This window comes from Citrobacter sp. W9 (assembly GCF_026719375.1).
Classification (GTDB): domain Bacteria; phylum Pseudomonadota; class Gammaproteobacteria; order Enterobacterales; family Enterobacteriaceae; genus Citrobacter; species Citrobacter werkmanii.
This window is the reverse complement of record NZ_JAPPTE010000002.1, coordinates 45,626-70,213: the sequence shown is the minus strand read 5'-3', so window position 1 is coordinate 70,213 and position 24,588 is coordinate 45,626. Positions and strand designations below refer to the sequence as shown.

The 24,588-nt window shown below is 50.0% G+C and carries 28 protein-coding genes and 3 tRNA genes; 23 read left to right on the top strand and 8 right to left on the bottom strand.

Translation table 11 applies throughout. The features are described from left to right. Positions 1-40: 40 nt before the first annotated feature. The 4 genes from pgsA to OOJ59_RS05015 all read left to right on the top strand — a co-directional run bounded on the left by pgsA (position 41) and on the right by OOJ59_RS05015 (position 1,040). On the top strand, positions 41-589 hold the full coding sequence (pgsA, locus tag OOJ59_RS05030) for a CDP-diacylglycerol--glycerol-3-phosphate 3-phosphatidyltransferase (protein ID WP_038641531.1): 549 nt from the start codon (positions 41-43) through the stop codon (positions 587-589). A 151-nt stretch (positions 590-740) separates the two neighbouring features. Then, positions 741-816 (top strand) — tRNA-Gly (locus tag OOJ59_RS05025). 51 nt (positions 817-867) lie between these two features. Continuing rightward, positions 868-941 (top strand) — tRNA-Cys (locus OOJ59_RS05020). Between the two features lie 12 nt (positions 942-953). Then, a tRNA-Leu gene (locus tag OOJ59_RS05015) sits at positions 954-1,040 on the top strand. 138 nt (positions 1,041-1,178) lie between these two features. Here the strand turns inward: OOJ59_RS05015 and OOJ59_RS05010 are convergent. Further along, on the bottom strand, positions 1,179-1,523 hold the full coding sequence (locus tag OOJ59_RS05010) for a hypothetical protein (RefSeq protein ID WP_159120908.1): 345 nt from the start codon (positions 1,521-1,523) through the stop codon (positions 1,179-1,181). Between the two features lie 200 nt (positions 1,524-1,723). Here OOJ59_RS05010 and OOJ59_RS05005 point away from each other — a divergent pair, with 200 nt between their 5' ends. Together OOJ59_RS05005 and OOJ59_RS05000 are read left to right on the top strand one after the other, a co-directional pair. Further along, complete coding sequence (locus OOJ59_RS05005) at positions 1,724-2,413, top strand: LolA family protein (protein ID WP_160955817.1); 690 nt, start codon at positions 1,724-1,726, stop codon at positions 2,411-2,413. Between the two features lie 13 nt (positions 2,414-2,426). Continuing rightward, positions 2,427-2,897, top strand: coding sequence for an SRPBCC family protein (locus OOJ59_RS05000; protein ID WP_069323579.1), 471 nt, complete (start codon positions 2,427-2,429; stop codon positions 2,895-2,897). A 19-nt stretch (positions 2,898-2,916) separates the two neighbouring features. Here OOJ59_RS05000 and OOJ59_RS04995 read toward each other — a convergent pair whose 3' ends face one another. After that, positions 2,917-3,942, bottom strand: a complete 1,026-nt coding sequence (locus OOJ59_RS04995) for a patatin-like phospholipase family protein (protein ID WP_085048015.1) — start codon at positions 3,940-3,942, stop codon at positions 2,917-2,919. A 328-nt stretch (positions 3,943-4,270) separates the two neighbouring features. Between OOJ59_RS04995 and OOJ59_RS04990 the strand changes: the two genes are divergently transcribed. The 4 genes from OOJ59_RS04990 (at position 4,271) to OOJ59_RS04975 (ending at position 6,899) form a co-directional block, all read left to right on the top strand. Continuing rightward, entirely contained in the window at positions 4,271-5,413 is a 1,143-nt protein-coding gene (locus OOJ59_RS04990) for a transglutaminase-like domain-containing protein (RefSeq protein WP_160955818.1), read from the top strand. Continuing rightward, positions 5,391-5,747, top strand: coding sequence for a mercuric transporter MerT family protein (locus OOJ59_RS04985; RefSeq protein ID WP_160955819.1), 357 nt, complete (start codon positions 5,391-5,393; stop codon positions 5,745-5,747). Before OOJ59_RS04990 ends, OOJ59_RS04985 begins: the two co-directional genes overlap by 23 nt. Then, positions 5,744-6,025: a heavy-metal-associated domain-containing protein gene (locus OOJ59_RS04980; protein ID WP_160955820.1), complete on the top strand. Its 282-nt coding sequence runs from the start codon at positions 5,744-5,746 to the stop codon at positions 6,023-6,025. The genes OOJ59_RS04985 and OOJ59_RS04980 overlap by 4 nt, the downstream gene beginning before the upstream one ends. Before the next feature lie 208 nt (positions 6,026-6,233). Continuing rightward, positions 6,234-6,899: a YecA/YgfB family protein gene (locus OOJ59_RS04975; protein WP_038641516.1), complete on the top strand. Its 666-nt coding sequence runs from the start codon at positions 6,234-6,236 to the stop codon at positions 6,897-6,899. 27 nt (positions 6,900-6,926) lie between these two features. Here the strand turns inward: OOJ59_RS04975 and tyrP are convergent, their stop codons facing one another. Then, positions 6,927-8,138: a tyrosine transporter TyrP gene (tyrP, locus tag OOJ59_RS04970; RefSeq protein WP_085048020.1), complete on the bottom strand. Its 1,212-nt coding sequence runs from the start codon at positions 8,136-8,138 to the stop codon at positions 6,927-6,929. A gap of 227 nt (positions 8,139-8,365) precedes the next feature. Between tyrP and OOJ59_RS04965 the strand changes: the two genes are divergently transcribed. Next, positions 8,366-8,605 carry a YecH family metal-binding protein gene (locus OOJ59_RS04965; RefSeq protein WP_038641513.1) on the top strand — a complete coding sequence of 80 codons (240 nt, stop codon included), beginning with the start codon at positions 8,366-8,368 and terminating at the stop codon, positions 8,603-8,605. 45 nt (positions 8,606-8,650) lie between these two features. On the opposite strand, the gene ftnA is transcribed toward OOJ59_RS04965, so the two are convergent. Continuing rightward, positions 8,651-9,148, bottom strand: coding sequence for a non-heme ferritin (gene ftnA / locus OOJ59_RS04960; protein ID WP_038641510.1), 498 nt, complete (start codon positions 9,146-9,148; stop codon positions 8,651-8,653). Between the two features lie 193 nt (positions 9,149-9,341). After that, positions 9,342-9,677 carry a YecR-like lipofamily protein gene (locus OOJ59_RS04955; protein ID WP_038641508.1) on the bottom strand — a complete coding sequence of 112 codons (336 nt, stop codon included), beginning with the start codon at positions 9,675-9,677 and terminating at the stop codon, positions 9,342-9,344. 267 nt (positions 9,678-9,944) lie between these two features. Between OOJ59_RS04955 and OOJ59_RS04950 the strand changes: the two genes are divergently transcribed. Beyond that, positions 9,945-10,583, top strand: a complete 639-nt coding sequence (locus tag OOJ59_RS04950; protein WP_038641506.1) for an RpiB/LacA/LacB family sugar-phosphate isomerase — start codon at positions 9,945-9,947, stop codon at positions 10,581-10,583. Positions 10,584-10,616: 33 nt separating this feature from the next. Here OOJ59_RS04950 and OOJ59_RS04945 read toward each other — a convergent pair whose 3' ends face one another. After that, complete coding sequence (locus OOJ59_RS04945) at positions 10,617-12,038, bottom strand: MFS transporter (RefSeq protein ID WP_159120902.1); 1,422 nt, start codon at positions 12,036-12,038, stop codon at positions 10,617-10,619. A 131-nt stretch (positions 12,039-12,169) separates the two neighbouring features. Between OOJ59_RS04945 and OOJ59_RS04940 the strand changes: the two genes are divergently transcribed. Further along, positions 12,170-12,421: a DUF2766 family protein gene (locus OOJ59_RS04940; protein ID WP_005127709.1), complete on the top strand. Its 252-nt coding sequence runs from the start codon at positions 12,170-12,172 to the stop codon at positions 12,419-12,421. A gap of 136 nt (positions 12,422-12,557) precedes the next feature. Here the strand turns inward: OOJ59_RS04940 and OOJ59_RS04935 are convergent, their stop codons facing one another. Beyond that, complete coding sequence (locus OOJ59_RS04935) at positions 12,558-13,061, bottom strand: non-heme ferritin-like protein (protein WP_038641501.1); 504 nt, start codon at positions 13,059-13,061, stop codon at positions 12,558-12,560. A gap of 554 nt (positions 13,062-13,615) precedes the next feature. On the opposite strand from OOJ59_RS04935, the gene OOJ59_RS04930 reads away from it, so the two are divergent. From OOJ59_RS04930 to otsA, 6 genes are all read left to right on the top strand, one after another. After that, positions 13,616-14,173 carry a DJ-1/PfpI family protein gene (locus OOJ59_RS04930; protein ID WP_160956345.1) on the top strand — a complete coding sequence of 186 codons (558 nt, stop codon included), beginning with the start codon at positions 13,616-13,618 and terminating at the stop codon, positions 14,171-14,173. A gap of 318 nt (positions 14,174-14,491) precedes the next feature. Beyond that, positions 14,492-15,481 (top strand): arabinose ABC transporter substrate-binding protein, encoded by a 990-nt coding sequence (locus OOJ59_RS04925; RefSeq protein WP_038641497.1) that lies wholly within the window; start codon positions 14,492-14,494, stop codon positions 15,479-15,481. A 115-nt stretch (positions 15,482-15,596) separates the two neighbouring features. Continuing rightward, entirely contained in the window at positions 15,597-17,111 is a 1,515-nt protein-coding gene (araG, locus tag OOJ59_RS04920) for an arabinose ABC transporter ATP-binding protein AraG (RefSeq protein WP_268063352.1), read from the top strand. Positions 17,112-17,125: 14 nt separating this feature from the next. Next, on the top strand, positions 17,126-18,112 hold the full coding sequence (gene araH, locus OOJ59_RS04915; RefSeq protein ID WP_042307755.1) for an L-arabinose ABC transporter permease AraH: 987 nt from the start codon (positions 17,126-17,128) through the stop codon (positions 18,110-18,112). 175 nt (positions 18,113-18,287) lie between these two features. After that, on the top strand, positions 18,288-19,091 hold the full coding sequence (gene otsB / locus OOJ59_RS04910) for a trehalose-phosphatase (RefSeq protein WP_087856039.1): 804 nt from the start codon (positions 18,288-18,290) through the stop codon (positions 19,089-19,091). Next, entirely contained in the window at positions 19,066-20,487 is a 1,422-nt protein-coding gene (gene otsA, locus OOJ59_RS04905; protein WP_069323586.1) for an alpha,alpha-trehalose-phosphate synthase, read from the top strand. Before otsB ends, otsA begins: the two co-directional genes overlap by 26 nt. A gap of 16 nt (positions 20,488-20,503) precedes the next feature. On the opposite strand, the gene uspC is transcribed toward otsA, so the two are convergent. After that, complete coding sequence (uspC, locus tag OOJ59_RS04900) at positions 20,504-20,932, bottom strand: universal stress protein UspC (RefSeq protein ID WP_038641488.1); 429 nt, start codon at positions 20,930-20,932, stop codon at positions 20,504-20,506. Positions 20,933-21,725: 793 nt separating this feature from the next. Between uspC and flhD the strand changes: the two genes are divergently transcribed. From flhD to motB, 4 genes are all read left to right on the top strand, one after another. Beyond that, complete coding sequence (gene flhD, locus OOJ59_RS04895; protein WP_003034622.1) at positions 21,726-22,067, top strand: flagellar transcriptional regulator FlhD; 342 nt, start codon at positions 21,726-21,728, stop codon at positions 22,065-22,067. Beyond that, positions 22,064-22,648 carry a flagellar transcriptional regulator FlhC gene (gene flhC, locus OOJ59_RS04890; RefSeq protein ID WP_170973258.1) on the top strand — a complete coding sequence of 195 codons (585 nt, stop codon included), beginning with the start codon at positions 22,064-22,066 and terminating at the stop codon, positions 22,646-22,648. The genes flhD and flhC overlap by 4 nt, the downstream gene beginning before the upstream one ends. A 124-nt stretch (positions 22,649-22,772) precedes the next feature. Continuing rightward, positions 22,773-23,660, top strand: coding sequence for a flagellar motor stator protein MotA (motA, locus tag OOJ59_RS04885; protein WP_032939611.1), 888 nt, complete (start codon positions 22,773-22,775; stop codon positions 23,658-23,660). Continuing rightward, positions 23,657-24,586 carry a flagellar motor protein MotB gene (gene motB, locus OOJ59_RS04880; protein WP_038641486.1) on the top strand — a complete coding sequence of 310 codons (930 nt, stop codon included), beginning with the start codon at positions 23,657-23,659 and terminating at the stop codon, positions 24,584-24,586. Before motA ends, motB begins: the two co-directional genes overlap by 4 nt. The last annotated feature ends 2 nt before the right edge of the window (positions 24,587-24,588 follow it).

Sequence of the window (24,588 nt, the reverse complement as noted above, 5' to 3'; positions counted from 1 at the left end):
ATAGGGGTAATTTCACTGACAACAGATAGTTATCCGTCATATGCAATTTAATATCCCTACGTTGCTCACGCTGTTTCGCGTCATCCTGATCCCATTCTTTGTATTGGCGTTTTATCTGCCATTCACCTGGGCTCCCTTTGTTTGTGCGCTGATCTTCTGTATTGCGGCGGTCACCGACTGGTTTGATGGCTATCTGGCGCGTCGCTGGAACCAAAGCACGCGTTTTGGCGCCTTCCTCGACCCCGTTGCCGATAAAGTGCTGGTTGCTATCGCGATGGTGCTGGTGACGGAGCACTATCACAGCTGGTGGGTGACGCTTCCTGCCGCCACGATGATCGCGCGTGAAATTATCATCTCTGCGCTACGTGAATGGATGGCAGAACTGGGTAAACGCAGCAGTGTGGCAGTGTCCTGGATCGGTAAAGTGAAAACCACTTCGCAGATGGCCGCATTGGCGTGGCTGCTGTGGCGTCCAAATATTTGGGTAGAGTATGCCGGGATCGCACTTTTCTTCGTCGCTGCGGTACTGACTTTGTGGTCAATGTTCCAGTATTTGAGCGCTGCATGGGGAGATTTGCTTGAACAGTGATCGTTTCGGCGCAAATTTCAGCAAACGATCGTCAGTGGTGAAAAATATCGTTGACTCATTGCGTCAGGTAAGTAGAATGCAACGCATCGAACGGCAGCACTGATTGCCAGACGATAACAAAATCAAGTGATTAACAAAGTTACTTGGTGATGCGGGAATAGCTCAGTTGGTAGAGCACGACCTTGCCAAGGTCGGGGTCGCGAGTTCGAGTCTCGTTTCCCGCTCCAAATTAAAGGCATCGGCAATAGCGGATGTCGGCTGAAAAGCCAGAAGATTTCGGCGCGTTAGCAAAGCGGTTATGTAGCGGATTGCAAATCCGTCTAGTCCGGTTCGACTCCGGAACGCGCCTCCAATTTCTTCCCGAGCCCGGATGGTGGAATCGGTAGACACAAGGGATTTAAAATCCCTCGGCGTTCGCGCTGTGTGGGTTCAAGTCCCACTCCGGGTACCATGGGAAAGAATAGAATAATCAAAGCAATAAGCAGTGTCGTGAAACCACCTACGGGTGGTTTTTTTGTGCCTGTAATCCGTCGTTTTATCCTGCCTGAAACGTAAAATGCCCTTCAAACATTTGCAATAGATAATCACTCTATCGACGAATCGGTGCGTTAAGCATAAATCGTCCTCGGGCAGGGTTGTTGATAAACCCATTTCGGGCAGGATTATCGTTGAGGTCCTGGAAACCATTTATCATGGTGGGATCGCCAAAGCTATCCTGAATCGCTAAATGTCTGTGGATTCGGTTTGGTGCCCTGAACGTGAAAGCGAAATCATCTGTACCGCCAATGATGATGATGCCATTACCGGCACGGAGTGCCGCGCTTAACGCTTGCTCACTCGCGGCCTGATTTTGTAACGCGCTGGCTGCGGCAGATGATGACGCCAGCAGCAGTAAGATGAGAACGGCGCATGAAAATACCGATGGCAGTTTCATGATTAATACCTGTTAAGAGTGTGGCTATTAAAGTATAGCTTGATGTTGTCATCTCAACTGAAAAGAAAACCAACAATTTAACCAACTGTTCCTACTGCGTCTGAGAAGCAGGGAGAGTAGCGCCACGCGGTTAAGAACTATAATAACAGTCGACAGGCGATGACTCCTGTTGGCAGATAGTACAGATACAGGGGGCGGCCATGAGCGTCTCATTTTTTCCGCTAGTTGCGTTCACCGCATTGCTTGTCTTTAGTTGCTCAGTATGGTCGGTGGAAGAAAGAGGGGGATTATCACCGCGAGCCAGAGCCACGGATCCTGTTGCATTTTCGCTGCAGTCATTTAACAACATGAGCTCTTATCAGGTCATGCTGCGATCTTCATCTGCGCAGGATGAGAATAAAATCATTCGCTACAGCTATCAGAAACCCGGCTACGTACGAATGGATTTTACCCAGCCGCATTCAGGCGCGGTGCTCATCTTTAATCCCGTCACCGGTAAAGTGACATTATGGCCATTTGGTGTGGGGTCGTTGCCCATTTTGCACCTGTCGCCGACCAATTCATTGATCCAGGATGAGCGCGGTCATCGGGTGGATCGCTCTGATATCGGCGTGTTGTTAGGCAATATTCGCCATCTGCAGCGCGAGGGAACAACGACGCTTGTTGCTCAGGAGCGTCTGGCGGGGCGGGAGACGACGCATGTGTCTGTGGTTGGGCCAGGAATAATGACAGTGGATGGCGTTCACCGCTACGACGTCTGGCTGGATAATTATCACGGATTCCCTGCCAAAGTGATCGGCTATGCCCCAGATGGGCGGCGATTAGAAACCGTTCTTCTGGAAGCTATGGTTATCAACATCCGTTTTCCCGCTAATTTCTTCACGCCTTGAGGGAGCCCGTACTATGGCTGAGTATCAGTTTTCCACGGTCTGGCGGGTTGAGGCTTCAATCCAGGAGGTATGGGATATTTTTTCCCATCCGGACCAGTGGCCGGAATGGTGGGGAAGTCTGGAAAGAATTGTGGAGATCAAGAAGGGGGATTTACAGGGCATTGGCGCGCTACATCGTTATACCTGGAAAGGGGCGCTTCCTTATCGTTTAACCTTTGATATCAATGTATTGAATATTCTCCCTTGCTCTCTGCTTGAAGGACAAGCCAGCGGGGCGGTAGAAGGGCGAGGTGTGTGGTCTTTTACTGCGAGTGGCAAAGAGACTATTGTCAAATATGACTGGAATGTCCGAACCACTATCCGTTGGATGAATTATCTTGCCCCGCTGGCGGCACCCGTATTTCGCTGGAATCACAATACGGTCATGCGTGAGGGGGCAAGAGGGTTAGCCCGTAAACTGGCAACGAAGGTGCATATATTTTGAGTTCAGTCAGCGTTGGGGATTAATGAGCGTCCTGATATTTAAAATTGCCTCCACTATTGATTAATAACTTAGCGATCTCAGTCAATGTCTTATCATACACGGCGGCATTTTGTAGACCTGCCTGGCGCAGAAGTTCTAAGTTTTCACGCGATGCGTTATCCAGCGTTGGATCGGCGCCGTATAGTTCAGGCTGTATTCTGTAGTATTTAGAATTTTTTACCGTTGAGGCAATTTGTTGCAGATAATACGCGGTCATCTGCGGCCCCCCCTCAAGCGCGATATCAATAGCCGGTTTTGCCCAGCCAAAGGGGCCCCAGTCCTTAACTTCGGAATAGGAATACCCCTGCAATTTCTTGCCGGTTCCCAGTGAGACAATAATCATATCCTTAATGCCAGCGACATTACTGAATTTAATCGCTTCGGAATAGGCACAGAGCGCGGGGTCGTTTGCTACCACACCGCCATCAACCAGGACAAATTTTTCGGGAACAGGGGGCAATGAATAAATACGCGCTGCTTCGAAATAGGTGGGAGCCGCAGAGGTACCCCGTAAAGCGTCCCTGACCAGGAAGTCCCGATTTTTGGCGAGGGCTGAATGTTGTTTGAAAATGACAGGAAGACGACTGCTCACGTCATAAGAAACAAAGCAGGTTGGTCTTAATAATTCACTGAGTTTTGTTTCACCGAATGCCATTTTTAATACTCGCTCCAGCTCCTTTGCAGAATATTTCTCATCGGTAGCGCCACCCAGTGAACTGATTGTTTTCCAGACACCGACATCAAAAATTTCATCCCCATCCTGAAGGTAGAAATTGACGGCTTCCTGAGCGGAGAACTTTGGTTTTCCTTTTGTGTCAGGGCAAACATAAGCAGAACACAGAATGGCCCCGGTACTGGTACCGGCAACCAGATCGAAGTAATCCGCAATTCTGGCGGCAGGATTTTCTGATATATCCTGCAATTTCTTCTCCAGTGCCACAAGTAGCATACCCGGCAGGATGCCTCTGATCCCGCCGCCATCAATAGACAGTATTCTCATTGCCATTTTTACTTCCTCCCAGAATATGAAACGGGATTATGGATTGGGTTATTTCTACTATTGCATGCATTTAAATATAGGCCGGATTTCTGCTGCGTTTGCTTCATGCGACAGGGTGATCTGGCAGATTGATATCCGCTTGCTACTGTACTTTTTTGCCTGTAAATGGCTTAATAGCGACCTTGTAGTCTCTCATTTCATTCACAGTTAACAGGTCTGTTATTGATGAATAATCTCCATCGACTCGCCTTTTTAAGTCAGCGTCTGTCTGCTGTGATGATCGCCGGTTTCCCAACGGGCCGTAGCTCAACTCTTACAACATGGACAGACAGCAATGCAACGTCGACAATTTCTCAAAAATAGCGTTCTCCTTTCCGCCGCCGGTTTAGTCGGGCCTACGGTTCTTAGCCAGACGGTACATGCTGCGGAGCCAACAGTCGCGCCTGTCGCGCGTCGACGCTTTGTCTTATCACAAACGTATAAACTCAACCCTGCTGAGGGATCGCGCGGTGTGGTGAAACTCTGGATCCCGCTACCTGTAGACACTGCGTTTCAACAAATGACAGCCCTTGCCTTTAGCGGGAACTATCAGCAGGCATATGTCACCACCAACAATGCCTATGGCGCGAAGACGCTGTTCGCCACCTGGCCAGACTCCCAGAGCGAATTGTTGATTAACGTTGATATCGACATCGAAACTGCCGACTGGGAGCCGTTGAAGCAGGATGCGCTAAAAACCTGGCAAGTACCGGAGCAGATTATTTATCCGCTGGATGTAAAACCCTACTTGTTACCGACGGCACATACGCCTGTTGATGGGCTGGTTCTGGAAACCGCGCGCAAAATTACCGGTAATGAGCAAGATCCGCTGAAAAAAGCGCGTCTCATTTACGACTGGGTGAGTAGCCATATGGAACGAGATAATGACGTTATTGGCTGCGGTACCGGTGATGTGGCGGAGATCTTAAAAAGCGGCAAGCTCAAGGGAAAATGTACCGATATGAGCTCCGTTTTTGTTGCTTTGACACGGGCCAGCGGTATTCCGGCGCGTGAACTGTTTGGCATCCGTCTGGGCAAAGCCAATAAGCTCGAGCGCTACTCGACAAGCGCCTTTGGCAAGGCCGATAGCGCAGGCGTTGCCGATGTCAGCGGTGGACAGCACTGTCGCGCCGAATTCTATCTGGCAGGCTACGGTTGGTTACCGTGCGATCCCGCTGACGTGACCAAAATGCGTCTGGCTGAGAAAAAATCGCATCAGGATGCCGATGTCCAGGCCGTCAACGCTTACTTGTTCGGTAACTGGGAAATGAACTGGGTAGGATTCAACTATGGACGTGATTTCGAGCTGTATCCGGCGACAGAGCAGGGCGCCATGAACAACTTTGGTTATCCTTACGCAGAAGTCGATGGCGACCCGATCAATTTCTACGATCCTAAAGTGTTCTCCTACCGCTATGTCGCCACAGAACAACGCTAAAGGCGCGGGACTGACCCTGCTGACGGCCGCGGCGGCTGCCGTCACTGCCGGTTTATGCTGCGTTGGGCCGCTGTTATATCTGTTATTTGGTATTTCAGCGGCGAGCTTTGCTGTTTTAACCCGGTTTGAGTTTATACGAATTCCTTTGATGCTGCTGTCATTGGGATTATTACTGCGTGTTTTCTGGCGACTCTATTTTTCCAAACGGTTGTGGTGTTCTGGCTGGCTAACCCTGAAACAAGCGCGCGTTCTCTACTGGTGTGCGCTGGCGTTGATTTTGCCGGTGTTATTTTACCCAACGCTGGTTGCCTGGTTTTATGAGGTGTTTGAATGAAGATTTTCACGTTAGTTGCAGGCTTATTATTGCCGTTGTGGGTTCAGGCGGCCAATCAAAAAGTGGTGCTGGATATACAAAATATGACCTGCTCGTTATGCGTAATTTCGGTCAATCAGGCATTACGCGAAACCGATGGCGTCATTAAGGCGAAATCCTCACTCAAGACAAGGCAGACAGAAGCGATCGTGCCTGAAGGTTTTCCTACCGATACTTTGCTTAAAGCGGTAGAAAAAACCGGGTATAGCGCGACGCTTAACCGTATTGAGCAACAATAACCACCTACGGGTGGTTTTGTTCTGTTTTCCCGGTATGATGCCCGGCGGCCGGGTGTTCTCTTTTGTGCGTTAACTACCGGAATTCCCCTCGTTTCCTGTTAACCTGAACTGGCGGCAATTGTAAGCCGCCCACGCCCATTTGTATCTGTTATCCCTCCAGCCATGTAGGATGATTACAGGCGAGAATTTTTGACTAAGGAAAAGCGTTATGAAAACGGGACCATTAAACGAGAGCGAACTGGAATGGCTGGATGATGTACTGACTAAGTACAATACGGACAAGGCTATTCTGGATGTGTCAGAACTGGATGGTTTGCTGACGGCGGTGCTGAGTTCACCGTATGAAATTGAACCGGAGCAGTGGCTGGTCGCAATTTGGGGTGGTGCGCAGTATGTCCCTCGCTGGTCCTCCGAAAAAGAAATGACGCGCTTCATGAACCTGGCGTTTCAGCACATGGCGGATACGGCCGATCGTCTGGATGAATACCCTGAGCAGTTTGAGCCGCTGTTTGGTCTGCGTGAAATTGACGAGCATGAACTGACCATCGTAGAAGAGTGGTGCTTTGGTTATATGCGCGGCGTCGCGTTGTCGGACTGGTCCACATTACCGGATACGTTGAAACCGGCGCTCGAGGCTATTGCGCTGCACGGTACAGAAGAAAACTTCGCGGTGGTTGAGAAACTGACGCCAGAAGAGTTTGAGGAAAGCGTGGACGCTATCCGTCTGGCGGCGTTGGATCTGCATGCCTGGTGGATGGCGCATCCGCAGGAAACGCCGGTGAAGGTGCCGGTAAAAGTGGATGCCAAGGTAGGACGTAACGACCCGTGCCCGTGCGGCAGTGGGAAAAAATACAAGCAGTGCTGTCTGCATTAACAGAAAGGGGCGTAAAGCCCCTTTTGTTTAACCCACTTCAGGCAGTAACCCTGCTGCAATGGAAAACTGTACCGCGATCACCACAATGCCGCACATAAACACCAACGCCAGCGCCGGTGCGCCACCCGCCACGCGGTAATTAGCCTGCGGGTTATGTTTTCTGCTTTGCCATGCCAGCATGGCGGGGATCAGTAGCGCCAGTACCGCGAGGGCAACGCCCGCATATCCCAGCGCCATCACGAAACCACGTGGATAGAACAGCGCGAATGCCAGCGGCGGCAGGAACGTCACCACGCCGGTTTGCATCCTTCCTGCTACGGTATTTCGGCGCTGGAAAAGGTCTGCCAGATAGTCAAACAGCCCCAGCGCGACACCGAGGAAAGAGGTCGCCAGTGCGAGATCGGCAAACAAATGTACCGCCAGTTCAACGTGCGGCGATGCCACGACTTCACGTAATGCCTGTAGCAATCCGTTTAAACCAGCGTGGTTGGCTAACAGCCCCATGAACGTGGACGAGTTAATGCTGCCCAGCGTTGCCAGTTGCCAGAAAATATAGGCGATCAGAGGAATGGCGCTACCGGTAATAAATACCCAGCGCAGTTTACGGATGTTACCGTTCATATAGCTGACGATACTCGGAACGCTGCCGTGAAAACCGAACGACGTGAAGATAACCGGGATTGCGGACAGCGCAAGCCCTTGCTGAAGCGGCAGCGTAAGCAGATTCACTTTATGGATATGCGGCATTAACAGGGCCAGCATCGCCACCAGGAAAATTATCTTGGCACTGAACAACAGACGGTTGAACAGATCGACCAGCGACGTCCCAACGCAAACCACACCACCGGCAACAAAGGTGAACAGCAGTACACCTGTTGATGGCGAGATAGCTGTCCCGGTCCAGTCGCTGATGCTGGAGGCCAGCAGTTCACCTGCGCCACTGATGTACGCCGCCGTCAGCGCGTACATTAAAAACATCATGCTAAAACCCGTTACCCATTGTCCGTAACGGCCAAGATAACGTTTCGCCAGGGTACCCAGCCCGGTGTCAGCCGGTACGTGTTGATACACTTCAAGCAGCAACAGCGCGGTGTAGCACATTAACGCCCAAAGACTGACTAACAATACCAGCGTGACGCTAAACCCCACGCCTGCCGCAGCCAGCGGCATTGCCAACATACCGGCACCAATCGTGGTTCCCGCCACGATAAAAATACTACCCAGGGTTCTGTTTTTCACGCTTTCCTCTGTCCCAGAGATAATCAACGGTTATATCTGCGGCGCAGGTTAAGGCAAAACATTATTTTCGTCAAATCACCGTTACAATGCGTGTACATAAATCTTTACGATTGTTGGGTGATTTTAAGATGTATGGGAAATGACATTTATCTGCTGGTAAACCTGTGTTAGCGCAAAGCAGCACCCTGCGGTTCACATTAGGCTATGCCCTTTATTGAGGAGGTAGTATGGAATCTATTCACGGGCATGAAGTGCTCAACATGATGATTGAATCTGGCGAGCAGTATTCAAATGCCAGTCTTGAAGCGGCGATTACGGCTCGTTTTGGCGAGCGGGCACGTTTTCACACCTGTTCTGCGCAAGGAATGACGGCGGCTGAGCTGGTGGCATTTTTAGCGGCGAAGGGGAAGTTTATTGCAAAAGAAGACGGCTTCTCTACGCACGAAAGCAAGATCTGCCGCCATTAAGATTATCGAATAACGGTGGCATCTCACCACCGTTATCCAACAGAATTAATTCTGCGTATCGAGCGTAGCCAGCTCTTTGTCGATGAAATAAAGACCTTCACCGCTTTTTCCTGCCAGCGATAGCTTATCAATAACAGATTTAAATAATTTCTCTTCTTCATGCTGCTCGGCAACATACCACTGCAGGAAATTAAACGTCGGATAATCCTGGTGGGTCATTGCCGCGTGAGCCAGTTCATTAATTTTCCGGGTGATCAGCTGTTCGTGTTCGTAAGTGACACGGAACAGTTCGTCCAGAGAAGCATATTCAGCGAAGGGGGAAGAGACGGTATTAATACGCGGTAAGCTACCGGTGTCAGTCAGGTAGTCGAACAGACGCTGCATATGCGTCATCTCTTCCTGGGCGTGACGGCGCAGAAACGCGGCAGCACCTTCGAAGCTGTGATAGCTGCACCACGCGCTCATCTGTTGGTAGAGCAGAGATGAATATAATTCAAGGTTCATTTGCTCATTCAGTTGGTCGATCATTTCTGTTTTCAGCATGGTTCTGCTCCACAAACGTTATTATATATTACGTGGCGCCACTATAATTTGTTATTTAATTATTTGCAAAAGGTAAAATAATAAATTTATTTATTAAAAATACGAATGGGAATAAAACGCATTAACGCTATTGAGCGGAGGATATAAATACCGAAGTAACAAATGACCAGCAAAAAAATGCTGGTCGAAAATATTAGTAATTGAATGAGGACGCTGGAGATACCGCGACGCCGTGACACTGCCAGGCGAGCGTAATTTTGGTGTTCAAACACAAAGAACCGGCATATACGCTACAGGTTGACACTGGCTGCCCAAACGCAACGGCGCTGGCATAACCCATACGCTGGCACTCTTTGGTGGCGGTTCCCTGGGTTACGTAGTCATCGGTTCGTGCCGTTTGCAACATGGCCTGGTTGTAAGTCAGGCGAACCACGCCGGTGATGGCGCTGGCTTCGCTCACCTGCGCCTGTTTAGTAATAGTGCATCCTGTCAGCACGAGCGGCAAAAGGGCAATGATAAAGGTCTTCATGAGATCGCTCTGAAAGTTCGGAGATAGTCTATCATGGCATGCCTTTCGACGTATCAATGGCTTGAATAGCCTGAAGATCACCTGCGATTAATCGCAACGACGTTACTTTCTTGAGGCCATTCTGAGCTGCTGAGGGAAAAATGTGAGCCCTTCATTACTTTATAAAACAAAATTTCATTAAATTTGAAAGTGGGTTTGCAAAATAGTAATGTGGCCTGAATGTTATGACTTTCAGCAGTCCACGCTACGCATTCAGGAGATGACAGAATGAAAATTGCATTGATGATGGAAAACAGCCAGGCAAGCAAAAACGCCATCATTCATAACGAGCTTAAAGCCGTTGCGGATGAGAAAGGTTTTCCCGTTTATAACGTCGGCATGAGCGATGAAAATGACCATCATCTGACCTACATTCATTTAGGGATTATGGCCAGCATCCTGCTGAATTCCAGAGCCGTGGATTTTGTGGTCACCGGCTGTGGTACGGGTCAGGGCGCAATGATGTCACTGAATATCCATCCGGGGGTCGTATGCGGCTACTGCCTCGATCCGGCGGACGCATTCTTGTTTTCTCAAATCAACAATGGGAATGCGCTTTCTCTGGCCTTCGCCAAAGGCTTTGGCTGGGGCGCCGAGCTCAATGTGCGCTATATGTTTGAAAAAGCGTTTACTGGACGTACCGGGGAAGGTTATCCACCGGAACGTAAAGAGCCTCAGGTGCGTAACGCCGGTATTCTGAATCAGGTGAAAGCGGCAGTGGTAAAAGAGAATTATCTGGATACGCTGCGCGCTATCGATCCTGAACTGGTGAAAACCGCCGTCTCGGGTCCACGCTTCCAGCAGTGCTTCTTTGAAAACTGCCAGGACAAGTCGATCGAAGCGTTTGTGCGCGAGATTATTGGCTAAATCCTGCTGGCCCGGCGGTGTTCTCCCGCCGGGCTATCTATTCTTATCTGACACCGCACTTCCGGCATCATGGGTAAGCCGCAGCGTATCCACCATACCGACCAGACAAATTATGGCGATAGCCACAAAGGCCAGGCGGAAGCTGATCCCCGGAATATTGCCCAGCGCCAGCCATTCACTGACTTCAGCGCCGATGCGGATCCCAATAGCGGCTAATGAAATTCCCAGTCCCACTGCTAACTGTGTTGCCGTACTGAACAGCGTATTGGCGTAGCTCATTTGCGACGCGGGGACGTCCGCAAACGCAAGCGTACTGACGCCGGTAAACTGGATTGAACGGAACACACCGCCCAGATACAGCACCAGCAAAATAACCCATACGGGCGTTTGCGGCGTTATCAATGCACAGGCCAGCAGCGCCAGGATGTTAAGGGCCCCGTTGATCAACAGCAATTTCTTAAAGCCCAGCCAGCGTATCAACGGCGTGGTGGCAGGTTTTATCGTCAGATTGCCTACAAACACCGCCAGCACCAGCGAACCTGCGTGAAAAGCGTTCATGCCAAAACCTACCTGGAACATTAACGGCAGCAGAAATGGTACGGCGCTGATAGAGGCGCGAAACAGCGATCCGCCATACATCGTGACGCGAAAAGTCGGGACGCTCATGGCATCAAGACGAATCATCGGCCAGGCGGCGCGGCGAAAATGGCGTAGGGCAAACAGGAAAGTCGCTATTCCCAGCGTGAGAAGTCCGGCAGTTAGCCAACCCTGCGGCTGCTGGGTTCCCAGCAACTCCATGGCATACACCAGACTTACCATGGCAACAGAGGTCGCGACAAACCCCGCTATATCAAACGGACGGCGCTCGTCGTCATGAATATCCGGAATAAAACGTAGCGCCAGCGCTATCGCCAGTATTCCCAATGGGACGTTAATGAAGAAGATCCAACGCCAGTTGGCATAGCTGGTGATGAATCCGCCAAGCGGAGGACCGATGATGGGCGCGACTAACGCGGGCCAGGTCAGAGTCGCAATGGCGGTGATTAACTGATGTTTAGGCGTGGTGCGTAATACCGCAAGGCGGCCAACAGGAACCATTAATGCGCCGCCCACGCCCTGTAAGATTCGCATGGCGACAAAGCTTTCAAGACTGGTGGACAAACCGCATAAGACCGAGGCGAGGGTAAATATCGCCAGTGCGAGGGTAAACACTTTTCTGGCGCCAAAGCGGTCCGCAATCCAGCCGCTGGCGGGGATAAGTACGGCGAGGGTGATCAGGTAGGCGCTAATACCAATATTCAGGTCAACCGCCTGTACGCCAAAGCTTTTGGCCATGTCGGGCAGGGCGGTAGCGATCACCGTACCGTCAATAAACTCCATAAAGAAAGCGCCGGCTACAAGTAATGCCGCCGGGGAGAGACCGCGTTTATTCTCAACTGCTAAATGTTCACTCATGTTGTGCTTGCCATCTCAAAAGAAACTGACCGGGTCTGTTTTTTTATTTTCAGCGTATCCGTTATGCGTACGCCGCTACCGTTTCGATCGCTGAATGGGTACTATGACGACCTTTCTATAAGGAGCTCATTATGTCCCAAACACTGAATGCCGATCAGGAACTGCTCTCGGACGTTGTTGCCTGTCAGCTGGTTATCAAACAAATTCTGGATGTCATTGATGTTATCGCCCCGGTAGAAGTCCGGGAGAAAATGTCCAGCCAACTGAAAAGCATCGACTTTTCAAGTCACCCTGCAGGTGCCGATCCGGTTACTATGCGTGCAATACAAAAAGCAGTTGCCTTGATCGAGTTGAAATTCACGCCGCAGAATGAGTCTCACTAAAATAAACCGTTGTTTCAGGTTTTAGAAAGGTTTTTTGCGCCTTTGAGAATGAGAGGCGCGAGCGTAGCGATCATTGAGCGCTAGCCGGATAAGATGCGTGGCATGACTATCCGGCTAGCGTTATGAAAATTGAAGATTAGTGATGTTGGTAGTTTACGACGTTCAGCAGATGTTTATCGGTTTGCGCCATGCACAGTCCCGCGCGTTTCGCGCTGCGGACTTCATCAAGAATGGTTTGTAACAGTACGCCATCCTGCTGCTGCTCTTTTTCCAGATCGTGGAGAAAATCAACGGTTGGCTCATCGTTCAATGCTTCAGCTTCATTGGTTAAGCGTGAAAGCTTACTCGAACGCTGTTGGTACTCATCCAGTGTTTTCTGAAACAGTTCTTCAAGGGAAGTCAGTTCATCACCCGGAACATCGATGGCCTTGACGATGGGGTTAGCCCCGGCGCTTTTCATAAAATTAAACATACGCATCATTTGAGTTACGTTACCCTGCGCCTGCGTGCGTAGAAACGTTGCGGTACCTGTCAGGCTATGTTCGTAGCACCATTCGCTAAGGTGCAGGTAAAGATTCGATGCGTAGAACTCAAGATTCATTTGCGTGTTGAGTTTATGAACAATTCCAACTGCAGCCATATCAATATCCTTATTTCCAGAAAGGAGAATGTACGTTACTAACGTCAGTGCAACGGGCTGTCGCCGCACTTCACATCTACGTACAATTAAAACTGTTAGCAGAATAAATCCGTTCCGCCGGTCCTTTAGTGATCACGGATTATATCCGCTTCCGATCGAGATTCAGCATAGCGCGTGATCTGACATAAGAAAATCCTTAAATCTGCATATTTATGTTTTTTTACATATTGTCATAGCAATATTCTTAATACCTGCATTTCGTCATATAAGATGCGTGAATGTAATTGATTGATATTTAAGTATTTAAATCAATATTCTGACAATGAAATGTTGTTTCATATCACAAAATTAAATTTAACAATACGCTATTGTCTTGACCTCGCTGATTATGAAGTCCCGGCTGGTAGCGATTTCACGATTGGGTAAGGTAAATGAAAACTATCTGGTAGTTAATATTTTGCGCCAGATCATTTTTGCTGAAATTAATAAATTTAACGACCTGTACGATTCGGCATTTATTGTTTGGTGAATGTGGGGAAATCGAGGAGTTACCTATGAAAAAGGTTGCGGTGCTGCTGGCGCCTGGTTTTGAAGAGGCGGAAGCGATTGTTACCATTGATATTCTGCGTCGCCTGAATATCGAAGTCGAAACGCTGGCCTGCGCGGAGTCGCGTGCGGTGGTGAGCTATCATGACGTACCGATGGTGACCGACAGTACGTTGGCTGCGCGTCAGGCCCATCTCTACGATGCCGTCGTGTTGCCTGGGGGGCCGCAAGGTAGCGTTAATCTTGCCGCCAGCGAGGCAGTCATCCAGTTTGTCACCTGCCATGATGAGGCGGGAAAACTGATTTGTCCTGTGTGCTCTGCGGCCGCGCGCGTACTGGGCGGCAACGGTCTGCTAAAGGGGCGTCGCTACGTGTGCTCGGGAGATTTATGGCAAAACGTCACGGATGGCGAATATATCGATGTGCCCGTTGTTGAGGATGGCAATCTTATTAGCGGCAAAGGATTAGGGCATATTTTTGATTTTGCGTTTACGCTTTCGGCGCGTCTGTTGGGAGATGATATTCCGGTTCGCGATCACGCCGACCACATTTACTACCCATGGTAAACATTGTTTTCCCGAATGCTTCAGCATTCGGGGACAAGGATTTGCTGACTGATGTTATGGACTAATCTGCTATTCCTCTTTTTCTTCGTCGTCAAAATCGCGTTTTTTTATGTCATTTCTCGCTGAATTTATGTACGCAATTACTGTAATTCTGTGGTGTGATGCCGCTCTCTTATGGAGAATCAATTTCCCGCTAAAAATACTCTCAGCACTGGCATTGATCTTATCAATAAAAGGTAATGCCTTGTTTTACGTCCGAATTACAAAAAATCGTCTGATTTTACCCTACATAAAAGAACGTTAAAGCTGGAGTTGACCATGCACAAATTCACTAAAGCGCTGGCGGCCATCGGCCTGGCTGCCATTATGTCACAATCCGCTATCGCTGAGTCCATGAAGCTCGGTTTCCTGGTCAAACAACCGGAAGAACCGTGGTTCCAGACTGAATGGAAATTTGCCGATAAAGCCGGTAAAGACCTTGGTTTTGAGGTGATAAAAATCGCCGTCCCGGATGGTGAGAAAACCCTTAACGCGATTGACAGCCTGGCTGCAAGCGGTGCGAAAGGGTTTGTGATTTGTACGCCGGATCCCAAACTCGGGCCTGCCATTATGGCGAAGGCGCGCGGCTACGATATGAAAGTCATTGCTGTCGATGACCAGTTTGCCAACGCGAAAGGGAAACCGATGGACACCGTGCCGCTGGTCATGATGGCGGCAACAAAAATTGGTGAACGCCAGGGTCAGGAGCTGTACAAGGAGATGCAAAAGCGCGGGTGGGATGTGAAATCCACCGCGGTAATGGCGATTACCGCGAACGAACTGGATACCGCGCGCCGCCGCACTTCAGGCTCAATGGAAGCGCTAAAAGCTGCGGGCTTCCCGGAAAAACAGATCTACCAGGTTCCAACCAAATCGAATGATATCCCTGGCGCATTCGACGCCGCTAACTCCATGCTTGTTCAGCATCCTGAAGTCAAACATTGGCTGATCGTGGGTATGAACGACAACACCGTGCTGGGCGGCGTACGTGCGACCGAAGGGCAAGGCTTTAAAGCGCCGAACGTGATCGGTATCGGTATTAACGGCGTTGACGCGGTGAGTGAACTCTCTAAAGGCGAAGCGACCGGGTTCTACGGTTCATTACTGCCAAGCCCGGACGTTCACGGCTATAAATCAAGCCAAATGCTCTACAACTGGGTAACGAAAGGTGCAGAGCCACCGATGTTTACTGAAGTGACGGATGTGGTGCTGATTACCCGCGATAACTTCAAAGAAGAACTGGCGAAGAAAGGTTTAGGCGGTAAGTAACATAAATTCCGGATGCGTCGCCAAAGCGTCTGATCCGGCCTACGAATTACGTACTCAGTAGGCCGGATAAGGCAAAGCCGCCATCCGGTATAAAGATCTGAATCACGGAGACGTTATGCAACAGTCTACCCCGTATCTCTCATTTCGCGGCATTGGCAAAACGTTCCCTGGCGTTAAAGCGCTTACGGATATCAGTTTCGATTGCTATGCCGGTCAGGTGCATGCGCTGATGGGCGAAAATGGCGCCGGAAAATCAACACTATTAAAAATTCTCAGTAGTAACTATGCGCCAACGACGGGATCCCTGGCGATCCGCGGACAAGAAGTTTCGTTTGCGGATACCACAGCCGCGTTGAACGCCGGTGTCGCCATTATTTACCAGGAACTGCATCTCGTCCCGGAAATGACCGTTGCCGAAAATATCTATTTAGGGCAACTGCCGCATAAAGGCGGCATTGTGAATCGGTCGCTGCTGAACTATGAAGCGGGGCTACAGCTTAAGCATCTTGGCATGGATATCGATCCCGACACGCCACTGAAATACCTCTCCATTGGTCAATGGCAGATGGTAGAGATTGCAAAAGCGTTGGCGCGTAACGCCAAAATTATCGCCTTTGATGAACCGACCAGTTCCCTGTCGGCACGCGAGATTGAGAATTTGTTTCGCGTTATCCGTGAGCTGCGCAACGAAGGGCGCATCATTCTGTATGTCTCGCACCGTATGGAGGAGATTTTTGCCCTTAGCGATGCCATTACCGTATTTAAAGATGGGCACTACGTTAAAACGTTTACGGATATGCAGCAGGTCGATCACGACGCGCTGGTGCAGGCGATGGTGGGGCGTGACCTGGGTGATATTTATGGCTGGAAATCCAGGCCTTATGGCGCAGAGCGCCTGCGTTTGCATGAGGTCAAAGCCCCTGGCGTGCGCACGCCGATCAGTTTATCGGTGCGTAGCGGTGAAATCGTCGGACTGTTTGGGCTGGTGGGCGCTGGACGTAGCGAATTAATGAAAGGATTGTTTGGCGGCACGCGTATCACCGCAGGCCAGGTGTTTATTGATGAACAGCCAATTGATATTCGCAAACCGAGCCACGCCATTGAAGCGGGGATGATGCTGTGCCCGGAGGATCGCAAAGCTGAAGGGATTATTCCGGTTCATTCGGTGCGTAACAACATCAACATTAGCGCGCGTCGTAAACATGTATTGGGAGGATGCGTGATCAATAACGGCTGGGAAGAAACCAATGCCGATCACCATATTCGTTCGCTCAACATCAAAACACCGGGGGCGGAGCAACTGATCATGAACCTCTCTGGCGGTAATCAACAGAAGGCTATTCTTGGCAGGTGGTTATCGGAAGAGATGAAAGTGATTTTGCTGGATGAACCTACCCGCGGCATTGATGTGGGCGCCAAGCATGAAATTTATAACGTGATTTATGCCCTTGCGGCGCGCGGCGTGGCCGTGCTGTTTGCATCCAGTGACCTGCCAGAAGTTCTCGGTGTCGCCGATCGTATCGTGGTGATGAGAGAAGGCGAGATTGCCGGGGAGTTACTTCATGAACAGGCGGATGAACGCCAGGCGTTGAGCCTTGCAATGCCTAAAGTCAGCCAGGCTGTGGCCTGAATAAGGAGAGTATGATGTCTTCCGTTTCTACATCGGGTTCAGGTGCTGCGAAATCGGCGCTAAATCTTGGCCGCATTTGGGATCAATACGGGATGCTGGTGGTGTTCGCGGCATTGTTCCTGGTTTGTGCCATCTTCGTGCCAAACTTTGCCACCTTCATCAACATGAAGGGGCTGGGACTGGCGGTATCGATGTCGGGTATGGTCGCATGTGGGATGCTCTTTTGCCTGGCATCCGGCGACTTCGACCTGTCCGTTGCATCCGTCATTGCCTGTGCGGGGGTCACTACTGCCGTGGTCATCAACATGACCGAGAGCCTGTGGATTGGCGTCGCTGCCGGGCTGTTGCTGGGGATTTTATGCGGTCTGGTGAATGGGTTTGTGATTGCACGGTTAAAAATCAATGCCCTGATCACCACTCTGGCGACGATGCAGATTGTCCGCGGTCTGGCCTACATTATCTCTGACGGTAAGGCGGTCGGGATTGAAGACGAGCGTTTCTTCACCCTTGGCTATGCTAACTGGTTCGGGCTGCCGGCACCTATCTGGATAACGATCGTTTGTTTCATCGTATTTGGCTTACTGTTGAATAAAACCACGTTTGGTCGTAACACGCTGGCTATTGGAGGGAATGAAGAGGCTGCGCGCCTGGCCGGGGTTCCGGTTGTTCGCACCAAGATTATTATCTTTATTCTTTCCGGTCTGGTATCCGCAATTGCCGGCATTATCCTCGCATCGCGCATGACCAGCGGTCAGCCAATGACCTCAATCGGTTATGAGCTGATCGTGATTTCTGCATGTGTATTAGGGGGCGTTTCGCTGAAAGGCGGCATCGGAAAAATCTCATATGTGGTCGCCGGGGTATTAATTCTGGGGACGGTTGAGAACGCGATGAACCTGCTGAATATCTCTCCTTTTGCACAGTACGTCGTACGTGGTCTCATCCTGCTGGCGGCGGTAATCTTCGACCGTTACAAGCAAAAAGCGAAGCGTACCATTTAATGATTTAAGCCCTAACTTTTTAGTCTAGCCTCAGCTAATCGCCAGCCGCTACCCGGCTGGCGATTGTTTTTCCAAATGGCGAGCATGGTCACACTGTCTATACTTATATCCGTCATACATCATCTATACGGCGCGATCCGCGCGGCGTACAAACCATGATGAGGAGGATAACCGGGTGACAGCATCACTGACATTACCCCCTGAACAATCTGCAAACTGTGCTTATTTTTTTGATCTCGATGGGACACTGGCTGAGATCAAGCCCTATCCTGACCAGGTCGTTGTCCCTAAGACAATCCTGCAATTATTACATCAGTTGGCGACGCATAACGCGGGTGCGCTGGCATTGATTTCAGGGCGCTCGATGGCTGAGCTTGACGGCCTCACCACTCCCTTTCGTTTTCCGCTTGCCGGAGTGCATGGGGCAGAACGCCGTGACATCAATGGTCAAACCCATATAGTGCGCCTGCCCGCGGGTATTGAACGTGAAGCCGGCGCGCTGTTACAGACGGCGTTGTCGAAACTGCCTGGCACGACGCTGGAAGCAAAAGGTATGGCTTTCGCGCTGCACTATCGTCAGGCGCCAGAGCATGAAGCAGCGCTGGTAACGCTGGCGGAATGCATCACGCATACATGGCCGCAGCTTGCATTGCAGCATGGAAAATGTGTCGTTGAAATAAAACCGAAAGGTACGAATAAAGGCGATGCAATTGCTGCATTTATGCAGGAAGCGCCTTTTGCCGGACGGATCCCCGTATTTTTCGGTGATGATCTAACGGATGAAACTGGCTTTGAGGTAGTTAACCGCGCAGGCGGTATTTCAGTGAAGGTGGGGAGCGGGGCGACGCTGGCGACATGGCGTCTGGATGGCGTCAGCGATGTCTGGCGTTGGCTGGAGCAAATTAACTCTTCGCAGCAACAATCGAATACAACAAACAACAGAAGAGGTGACTATGGGTCGTTTAGTCGTAGTATCTAATCGTATCGCCTCGCCAGATGACAAAGGGAGCGCAGGTGGGCTCGCGGTCGGTGTGTTGGGCGCGTTAAAAACTGCTGGTGGATTGTGGTTTGGCTGGAGTGGCGATATCGGTAATGAGGATAAACCGTTAAAAAAGGTCACTCGTGGCAATATTACCTGGGCCTCGTTTAATTTGAGCGAGCAGGATTATGAAGAGTATTACTGTCAGTTTTCGAATGCCGTTTTATGGCCTGCATTCCACTACCGGTTGGATTTAGTTCAGTTTCAGCGCCCGGCCTGGGAGGGGTATCAGCGGGTTAATGCCTTGCTGGTAGATAAACTGCTGCCGCTGCTGAGCGAAGATGACATTATTTGGGTTCATGATTACCACCTGTTACCGTTTGCCTACGAGTTGCGTAAACGCGGCGTGAATAATCGCATCGGTTTTTTCCTGCATATCCCTTTTCCGACGCCGGAAATTTTTAACGCGCTCCCTCCACACCAGGCTCTGCTTGAGCAGATGTGTGATTTTGATTTACTGGGTTTCCAGACCGAAAACGATCGCCAGGCTTTTCTGGACTGTCTGGCTGTCCAGACTCAGGTAACTACCCACAGCGATAAGCGCCACAAAGCATGGGATAAAGCGTTTCGCACAGAAGTGTATCCAATCGGCATCGAGCCGGAGGAAATCGCACGCCAGGCCTCAGGTCCTCTGCCGCCAAAAATGGCGCAGTTAAAGGCAGAGCTTAAGAATGTGAAGAATATATTCTCCGTTGAGCGTCTGGATTACTCCAAAGGCTTGCCAGAGCGCTTCCAGGCCTATGAGGCGCTGCTGGAGCATTACCCGCAGCACCATGGCAAAATTCGCTATACGCAGATAGCGCCAACCTCGCGCGGAGAGGTGCAGGCCTACCAGGACATTCGCCATCAACTGGAGACAGAGGCCGGGCGGATTAACGGTAAATATGGGCAGTTGGGCTGGACGCCGCTTTACTATCTGAACCAGTATTTTGACCGCAAATTGCTGATGAAAATATTCCGCTATTCTGACGTAGGATTAGTGACGCCGTTGCGCGATGGTATGAACCTGGTGGCGAAAGAGTATGTGGCTGCACAGGATCCTGCCAACCCCGGCGTTCTGGTGTTATCGCAATTTGCCGGGGCGGCGAATGAGTTAACTTCTGCGCTTATTGTGAATCCTTATGACCGGGATGAAGTGGCTGGCGCACTTAACCAGGCGCTGACAATGTCGCTTGCTGAACGTATCTCTCGTCATGCTGAAATGCTTGAGACTATCATTAAAAACGATATCGACAACTGGCAGGCGAGATTTATATGCGATCTAAGAAAAGTTACGTCGCGTCAGAGTAAGCGCCAGTTGTCAGACAGTGTGCCTTCCTGTTCGAAACTGGCGTAACGACCTGAAGACGGTATTAATCTCCAGCCAGAGGAACCAGCAGAACATCCACCTGGCTGGCGCCGACCACGCTTTTTGCTGAGCACGAAGCGCGCGAAAAGAAGCTCTGGTTATGGTTGCCGTAAATGACCAGATCGACTGCGTGTTTACGGCAAACGTCGAGAATATGTTCATTCAGTGCCCCATAGGTAATAAAAGTATGCTCGATGGGGTACTGGGCTTCTTTGCTGAGTTTATCGATAAAATCCTGGGTCTCCTCTTGCATGAGTTCACGCAGGTCTTCCAGCATGGGGGCGGCAAACTGGTTATACATTTCAGGGTCTGAGACCAATGTGATCAGGCTAATACGGGCGTTGACAGGGCGAGCGATAGAAACTGCCTTGGCTAACAATTGCTGGCTTTCAGGGGTGGCGGCAACCGCCACCAGAATGTGCGCATAGCTCATAACTCGCTCCTTTTTTTCAAGAATTATGAGAGAACTTTTCTGCTTTACTCAGCTTACTCCATACTGCAACGTTTCTCCCCAGGATAGTGTGAATCCCATCATTATTATTCATTAATTATTCTTATAAATAGAATAATCGCTTCATATAAATTGCAAATAGGTTCTGGTCACTTAAGTAAAACTCACCGCCAATGAAAACAATGTGTTAATAAAAAATAAACAAATATTAACATTTGGCAGGTTATCACTGCGCGGTATTAATTAATCACCCTTAATATTTAAGTTGTTGTTTATAAACAATTTAATTGAAAAGTCGTTTTACATAAAATATGTGATCCAGCTCGCTATTTCACAGCGTGATATTAACGTTTGTGAACAAAATACTATTCGCTTTTATTGCAAGAATATTCGTAGCCCAGGAATCGAAAAGATGAATGCTGGTTTAAAAAATAAGCAAAGTAAAAGCTACGCTGATGGATTTATGTTAAGTGTTTAGCTGATTTATGTGATCTGCGTCACATATTCTTTAAATTCGCAGCACGGTTCCGTTGTATGTGTAACTTGCGGCGGGTAGAGTTGCGTCGAATTAGGAAAAATCTTAGACAATTGTAAGAATTGATGTGAGCTTGTAAGAAGTGCGCATTCTTCAAAAGGGCTGATTTACACAACGTGTATGTGTCGTCACGCTGCTATGTATTTGACCTTTTGCTTTTTTTTACCGGGACTTCCCGGCGACATCACGGGGTGCGGTTTTACCGCATGAAAATAATGTTGGTTATTATGGATGCAAATAATGCATACATCCGAGTTGCTGAAACACATTTATGACATCAATTTGTCATATTTATTGCTTGCACAACGTTTGATCGTTCAGGACAAAGCATCTGCGATGTTTCGCCTTGGTATCAGCGAAGAGATGGCGGACACGTTGGCAACATTAACTCTTCCTCAAATGGTCAAACTGGCTGAAACAAACCAACTGGTGTGTCACTTCCGTTTCGACGATCACCAGACTGTTACTCGCCTGACGCAAGACTCCCGCGTTGACGATCTCCAGCAAATTCATACCGGCATCATGCTTTCTACGCGACTGTTAAGCGACATCGATGATGCCGCGCGCAAGAAAAGGGCTTGATGATGAGCGAAAAAAGCATTGTTCAGGAAGCGCGTGATATCCAGTTGGCAATGGAATTAATCACATTGGGCGCCCGTTTGCAAATGCTGGAAAGCGAAACGCAATTAAGTCGTGGTCGTCTTATCAAGCTGTACAAAGAATTACGCGGCAGTCCTCCGCCAAAAGGGATGCTTCCTTTCTCCACCGATTGGTTTATGACGTGGGAACAAAATATCCATGCCTCGATGTTTTGCAATGCATGGCAATTCCTGCTCAAAACAGGGTTGTGTAGCGGTGTGGATGCCGTAATTAAAGCGTATCGTTTATATCTTGAGCAGTGTCCGCAGCAGGAAGATGGTCCACTGCTGGCGTTAACTCGCGCATGGACGCTGGTACGTTTTGTCGACAGCGGACTGCTGGAATTGTCCACATGCAACTGTTGCGGCGGGAACTTTATCACCCACGCACACCAACCCGCAGGCAGCTTTGCCTGCAGTTTATGCCAGCCGCCATCACGGGCCGTAAAAAGACGTAAACTTTCCCAGAATGCTGCCGATATTATTCCACAACTGCTGGATGAACAGATCGAACAGGCTGTTTAACTGATACGGTGTGGATAAACACTCCAGCAGCGGTAAGCGATTACCGCTGCTTTTTTTTGTCCTGACCTCAAGTTAACTTCCCGACTGCGCATCCTGTCATAGTCAATTGCGAAAGGATAATGTCGTGCTTATCTTATTAGGTTACCTGGTTGTTATTGGTACAGTTTTCGGCGGTTACATGATGACCGGCGGACACCTTGGGGCACTCTATCAACCGGCTGAGCTGGTGATTATCGGTGGCGCAGGTATTGGGGCATTCATCGTCGGCAATAACGGAAAAGCCATTAAGGGAACGATGAAAGCGATCCCGATGCTTTTCCGTCGTTCGAAATACACCAAAGCGATGTATATGGATCTGCTGGCGCTGCTATATCGCCTGATGGCCAAGTCACGTCAGCAGGGCATGTTCTCGCTCGAACGTGACATCGAAAACCCTAAAGAGAGTGAAATCTTCGCCAGCTATCCACGCATTCTTGCGGATGCCGTGATGCTTGATTTTATTGTCGATTATCTGCGACTGATCATCAGCGGCAACATGAATACGTTTGAGATTGAAGCGCTGATGGACGAAGAAATTGAGACTCATGAGAGCGAAGCCGAAGTTCCGGCTAATAGCCTGGCGATGGTTGGCGACTCGCTACCGGCATTCGGGATTGTGGCGGCGGTCATGGGCGTTGTCCATGCGCTGGCTTCCGCCGATCGCCCGGCGGCTGAACTGGGTTCGCTGATTGCGCATGCGATGGTGGGGACATTCCTCGGTATTTTACTGGCCTATGGCTTTATTTCTCCACTTGCCAGCGTCCTGCGTCAGAAAAGCGCTGAAACCACCAAGATGATGCAGTGCGTGAAGATAACGCTGCTCTCCAACCTGAATGGTTACGCCCCGCCGATTGCCGTCGAATTTGGTCGTAAGACATTGTATTCCAGCGAACGTCCTTCGTTTATCGAACTGGAAGAGCATGTTCGTGCGGTGAGAAATCCAGCTGCGCAGCAGACGACCGAGGACGCATGAAAAATCAGGCCCATCCCATTATCGTCGTAAAGCGACGCAAACATAAAGGTCACGGTGGTGGGGCGCATGGTTCGTGGAAAATCGCCTACGCCGATTTTATGACCGCGATGATGGCCTTCTTTCTGGTGATGTGGCTCATTTCCATCTCCAGCCCTAAAGAATTGATCCAGATTGCCGAATATTTCCGTACCCCACTGGCTACCGCGGTGACTGGTGGTAATCGCATTTCGAATAGCCAAAGCCCCATCCCTGGTGGAGGGGATGATTACACCCAGCAGCAGGGAGAAGTGCACAAGCAGCCGAATATTGATGATTTGAGAAAACGCATGGAGCAAAGCCGTTTAAGCAAACTTCGCGGCGATCTCGATCAATTGATTGAATCGGACCCTAAACTGCGTGCGCTGCGCCCGCATTTGAAAATTGATTTAGTTCAGGAAGGGCTGCGGATCCAGATTATCGACAGTCAGAACCGACCAATGTTTAAGACCGGCAGTGCCGAAGTTGAGCCGTATATGCGCGATATCCTGCGGGCTATTGCGCCAGTGCTCAACGGCATCCCTAACCGAATCAGTCTTTCCGGACATACTGACGATTACCCTTACGCCAACGGTGAGAAAGGGTACAGCAACTGGGAACTGTCTGCCGATCGCGCTAATGCGTCGCGCCGCGAGCTGGTTAGCGGCGGTCTGGATGATGGAAAAGTATTACGGGTGGTAGGCATGGCCGCCACGATGCGTCTGAGCGATCGCGGTCCTGAGGACGCCATCAACCGCCGTATTAGCCTGCTGGTTCTCAATAAGCAGGCAGAAGAGGCCATTTTGCATGAAAACGCTGAAAGCCAGAATGAGCCGGTAAGTGTCTTACAACAGCCAGCGGAACTTCCGCCGGCAAGCGTTCCCACATCGCCACCAGCCAATCCGAGGTGATA

Coding starts and splice junctions, on each gene's coding strand:
- OOJ59_RS04995 (WP_085048015.1), bottom strand. CDS start 3,942: ATGGCAATGAGAATACTGTCTATTGATGGCGGCGGGATCAGAGGCATC.
- OOJ59_RS04980 (WP_160955820.1), top strand. CDS start 5,744: ATGAAGATTTTCACGTTAGTTGCAGGCTTATTATTGCCGTTGTGGGTT.
- OOJ59_RS05005 (WP_160955817.1), top strand. CDS start 1,724: ATGAGCGTCTCATTTTTTCCGCTAGTTGCGTTCACCGCATTGCTTGTC.
- OOJ59_RS05000 (WP_069323579.1), top strand. CDS start 2,427: ATGGCTGAGTATCAGTTTTCCACGGTCTGGCGGGTTGAGGCTTCAATC.
- OOJ59_RS04930 (WP_160956345.1), top strand. CDS start 13,616: ATGAAAAAGGTTGCGGTGCTGCTGGCGCCTGGTTTTGAAGAGGCGGAA.
- OOJ59_RS05010 (WP_159120908.1), bottom strand. CDS start 1,523: ATGAAACTGCCATCGGTATTTTCATGCGCCGTTCTCATCTTACTGCTG.
- motB (WP_038641486.1), top strand. CDS start 23,657: ATGAAAAATCAGGCCCATCCCATTATCGTCGTAAAGCGACGCAAACAT.
- araG (WP_268063352.1), top strand. CDS start 15,597: ATGCAACAGTCTACCCCGTATCTCTCATTTCGCGGCATTGGCAAAACG.
- OOJ59_RS04925 (WP_038641497.1), top strand. CDS start 14,492: ATGCACAAATTCACTAAAGCGCTGGCGGCCATCGGCCTGGCTGCCATT.
- OOJ59_RS04940 (WP_005127709.1), top strand. CDS start 12,170: ATGTCCCAAACACTGAATGCCGATCAGGAACTGCTCTCGGACGTTGTT.
- flhD (WP_003034622.1), top strand. CDS start 21,726: ATGCATACATCCGAGTTGCTGAAACACATTTATGACATCAATTTGTCA.
- uspC (WP_038641488.1), bottom strand. CDS start 20,932: ATGAGCTATGCGCACATTCTGGTGGCGGTTGCCGCCACCCCTGAAAGC.
- OOJ59_RS04975 (WP_038641516.1), top strand. CDS start 6,234: ATGAAAACGGGACCATTAAACGAGAGCGAACTGGAATGGCTGGATGAT.
- OOJ59_RS04945 (WP_159120902.1), bottom strand. CDS start 12,038: ATGAGTGAACATTTAGCAGTTGAGAATAAACGCGGTCTCTCCCCGGCG.
- OOJ59_RS04935 (WP_038641501.1), bottom strand. CDS start 13,061: ATGGCTGCAGTTGGAATTGTTCATAAACTCAACACGCAAATGAATCTT.
- ftnA (WP_038641510.1), bottom strand. CDS start 9,148: ATGCTGAAAACAGAAATGATCGACCAACTGAATGAGCAAATGAACCTT.
- OOJ59_RS04985 (WP_160955819.1), top strand. CDS start 5,391: ATGTCGCCACAGAACAACGCTAAAGGCGCGGGACTGACCCTGCTGACG.
- OOJ59_RS04950 (WP_038641506.1), top strand. CDS start 9,945: ATGAAAATTGCATTGATGATGGAAAACAGCCAGGCAAGCAAAAACGCC.
- otsA (WP_069323586.1), top strand. CDS start 19,066: ATGGGTCGTTTAGTCGTAGTATCTAATCGTATCGCCTCGCCAGATGAC.
- OOJ59_RS04990 (WP_160955818.1), top strand. CDS start 4,271: ATGCAACGTCGACAATTTCTCAAAAATAGCGTTCTCCTTTCCGCCGCC.
- pgsA (WP_038641531.1), top strand. CDS start 41: ATGCAATTTAATATCCCTACGTTGCTCACGCTGTTTCGCGTCATCCTG.
- araH (WP_042307755.1), top strand. CDS start 17,126: ATGTCTTCCGTTTCTACATCGGGTTCAGGTGCTGCGAAATCGGCGCTA.
- OOJ59_RS04965 (WP_038641513.1), top strand. CDS start 8,366: ATGGAATCTATTCACGGGCATGAAGTGCTCAACATGATGATTGAATCT.
- OOJ59_RS04955 (WP_038641508.1), bottom strand. CDS start 9,677: ATGAAGACCTTTATCATTGCCCTTTTGCCGCTCGTGCTGACAGGATGC.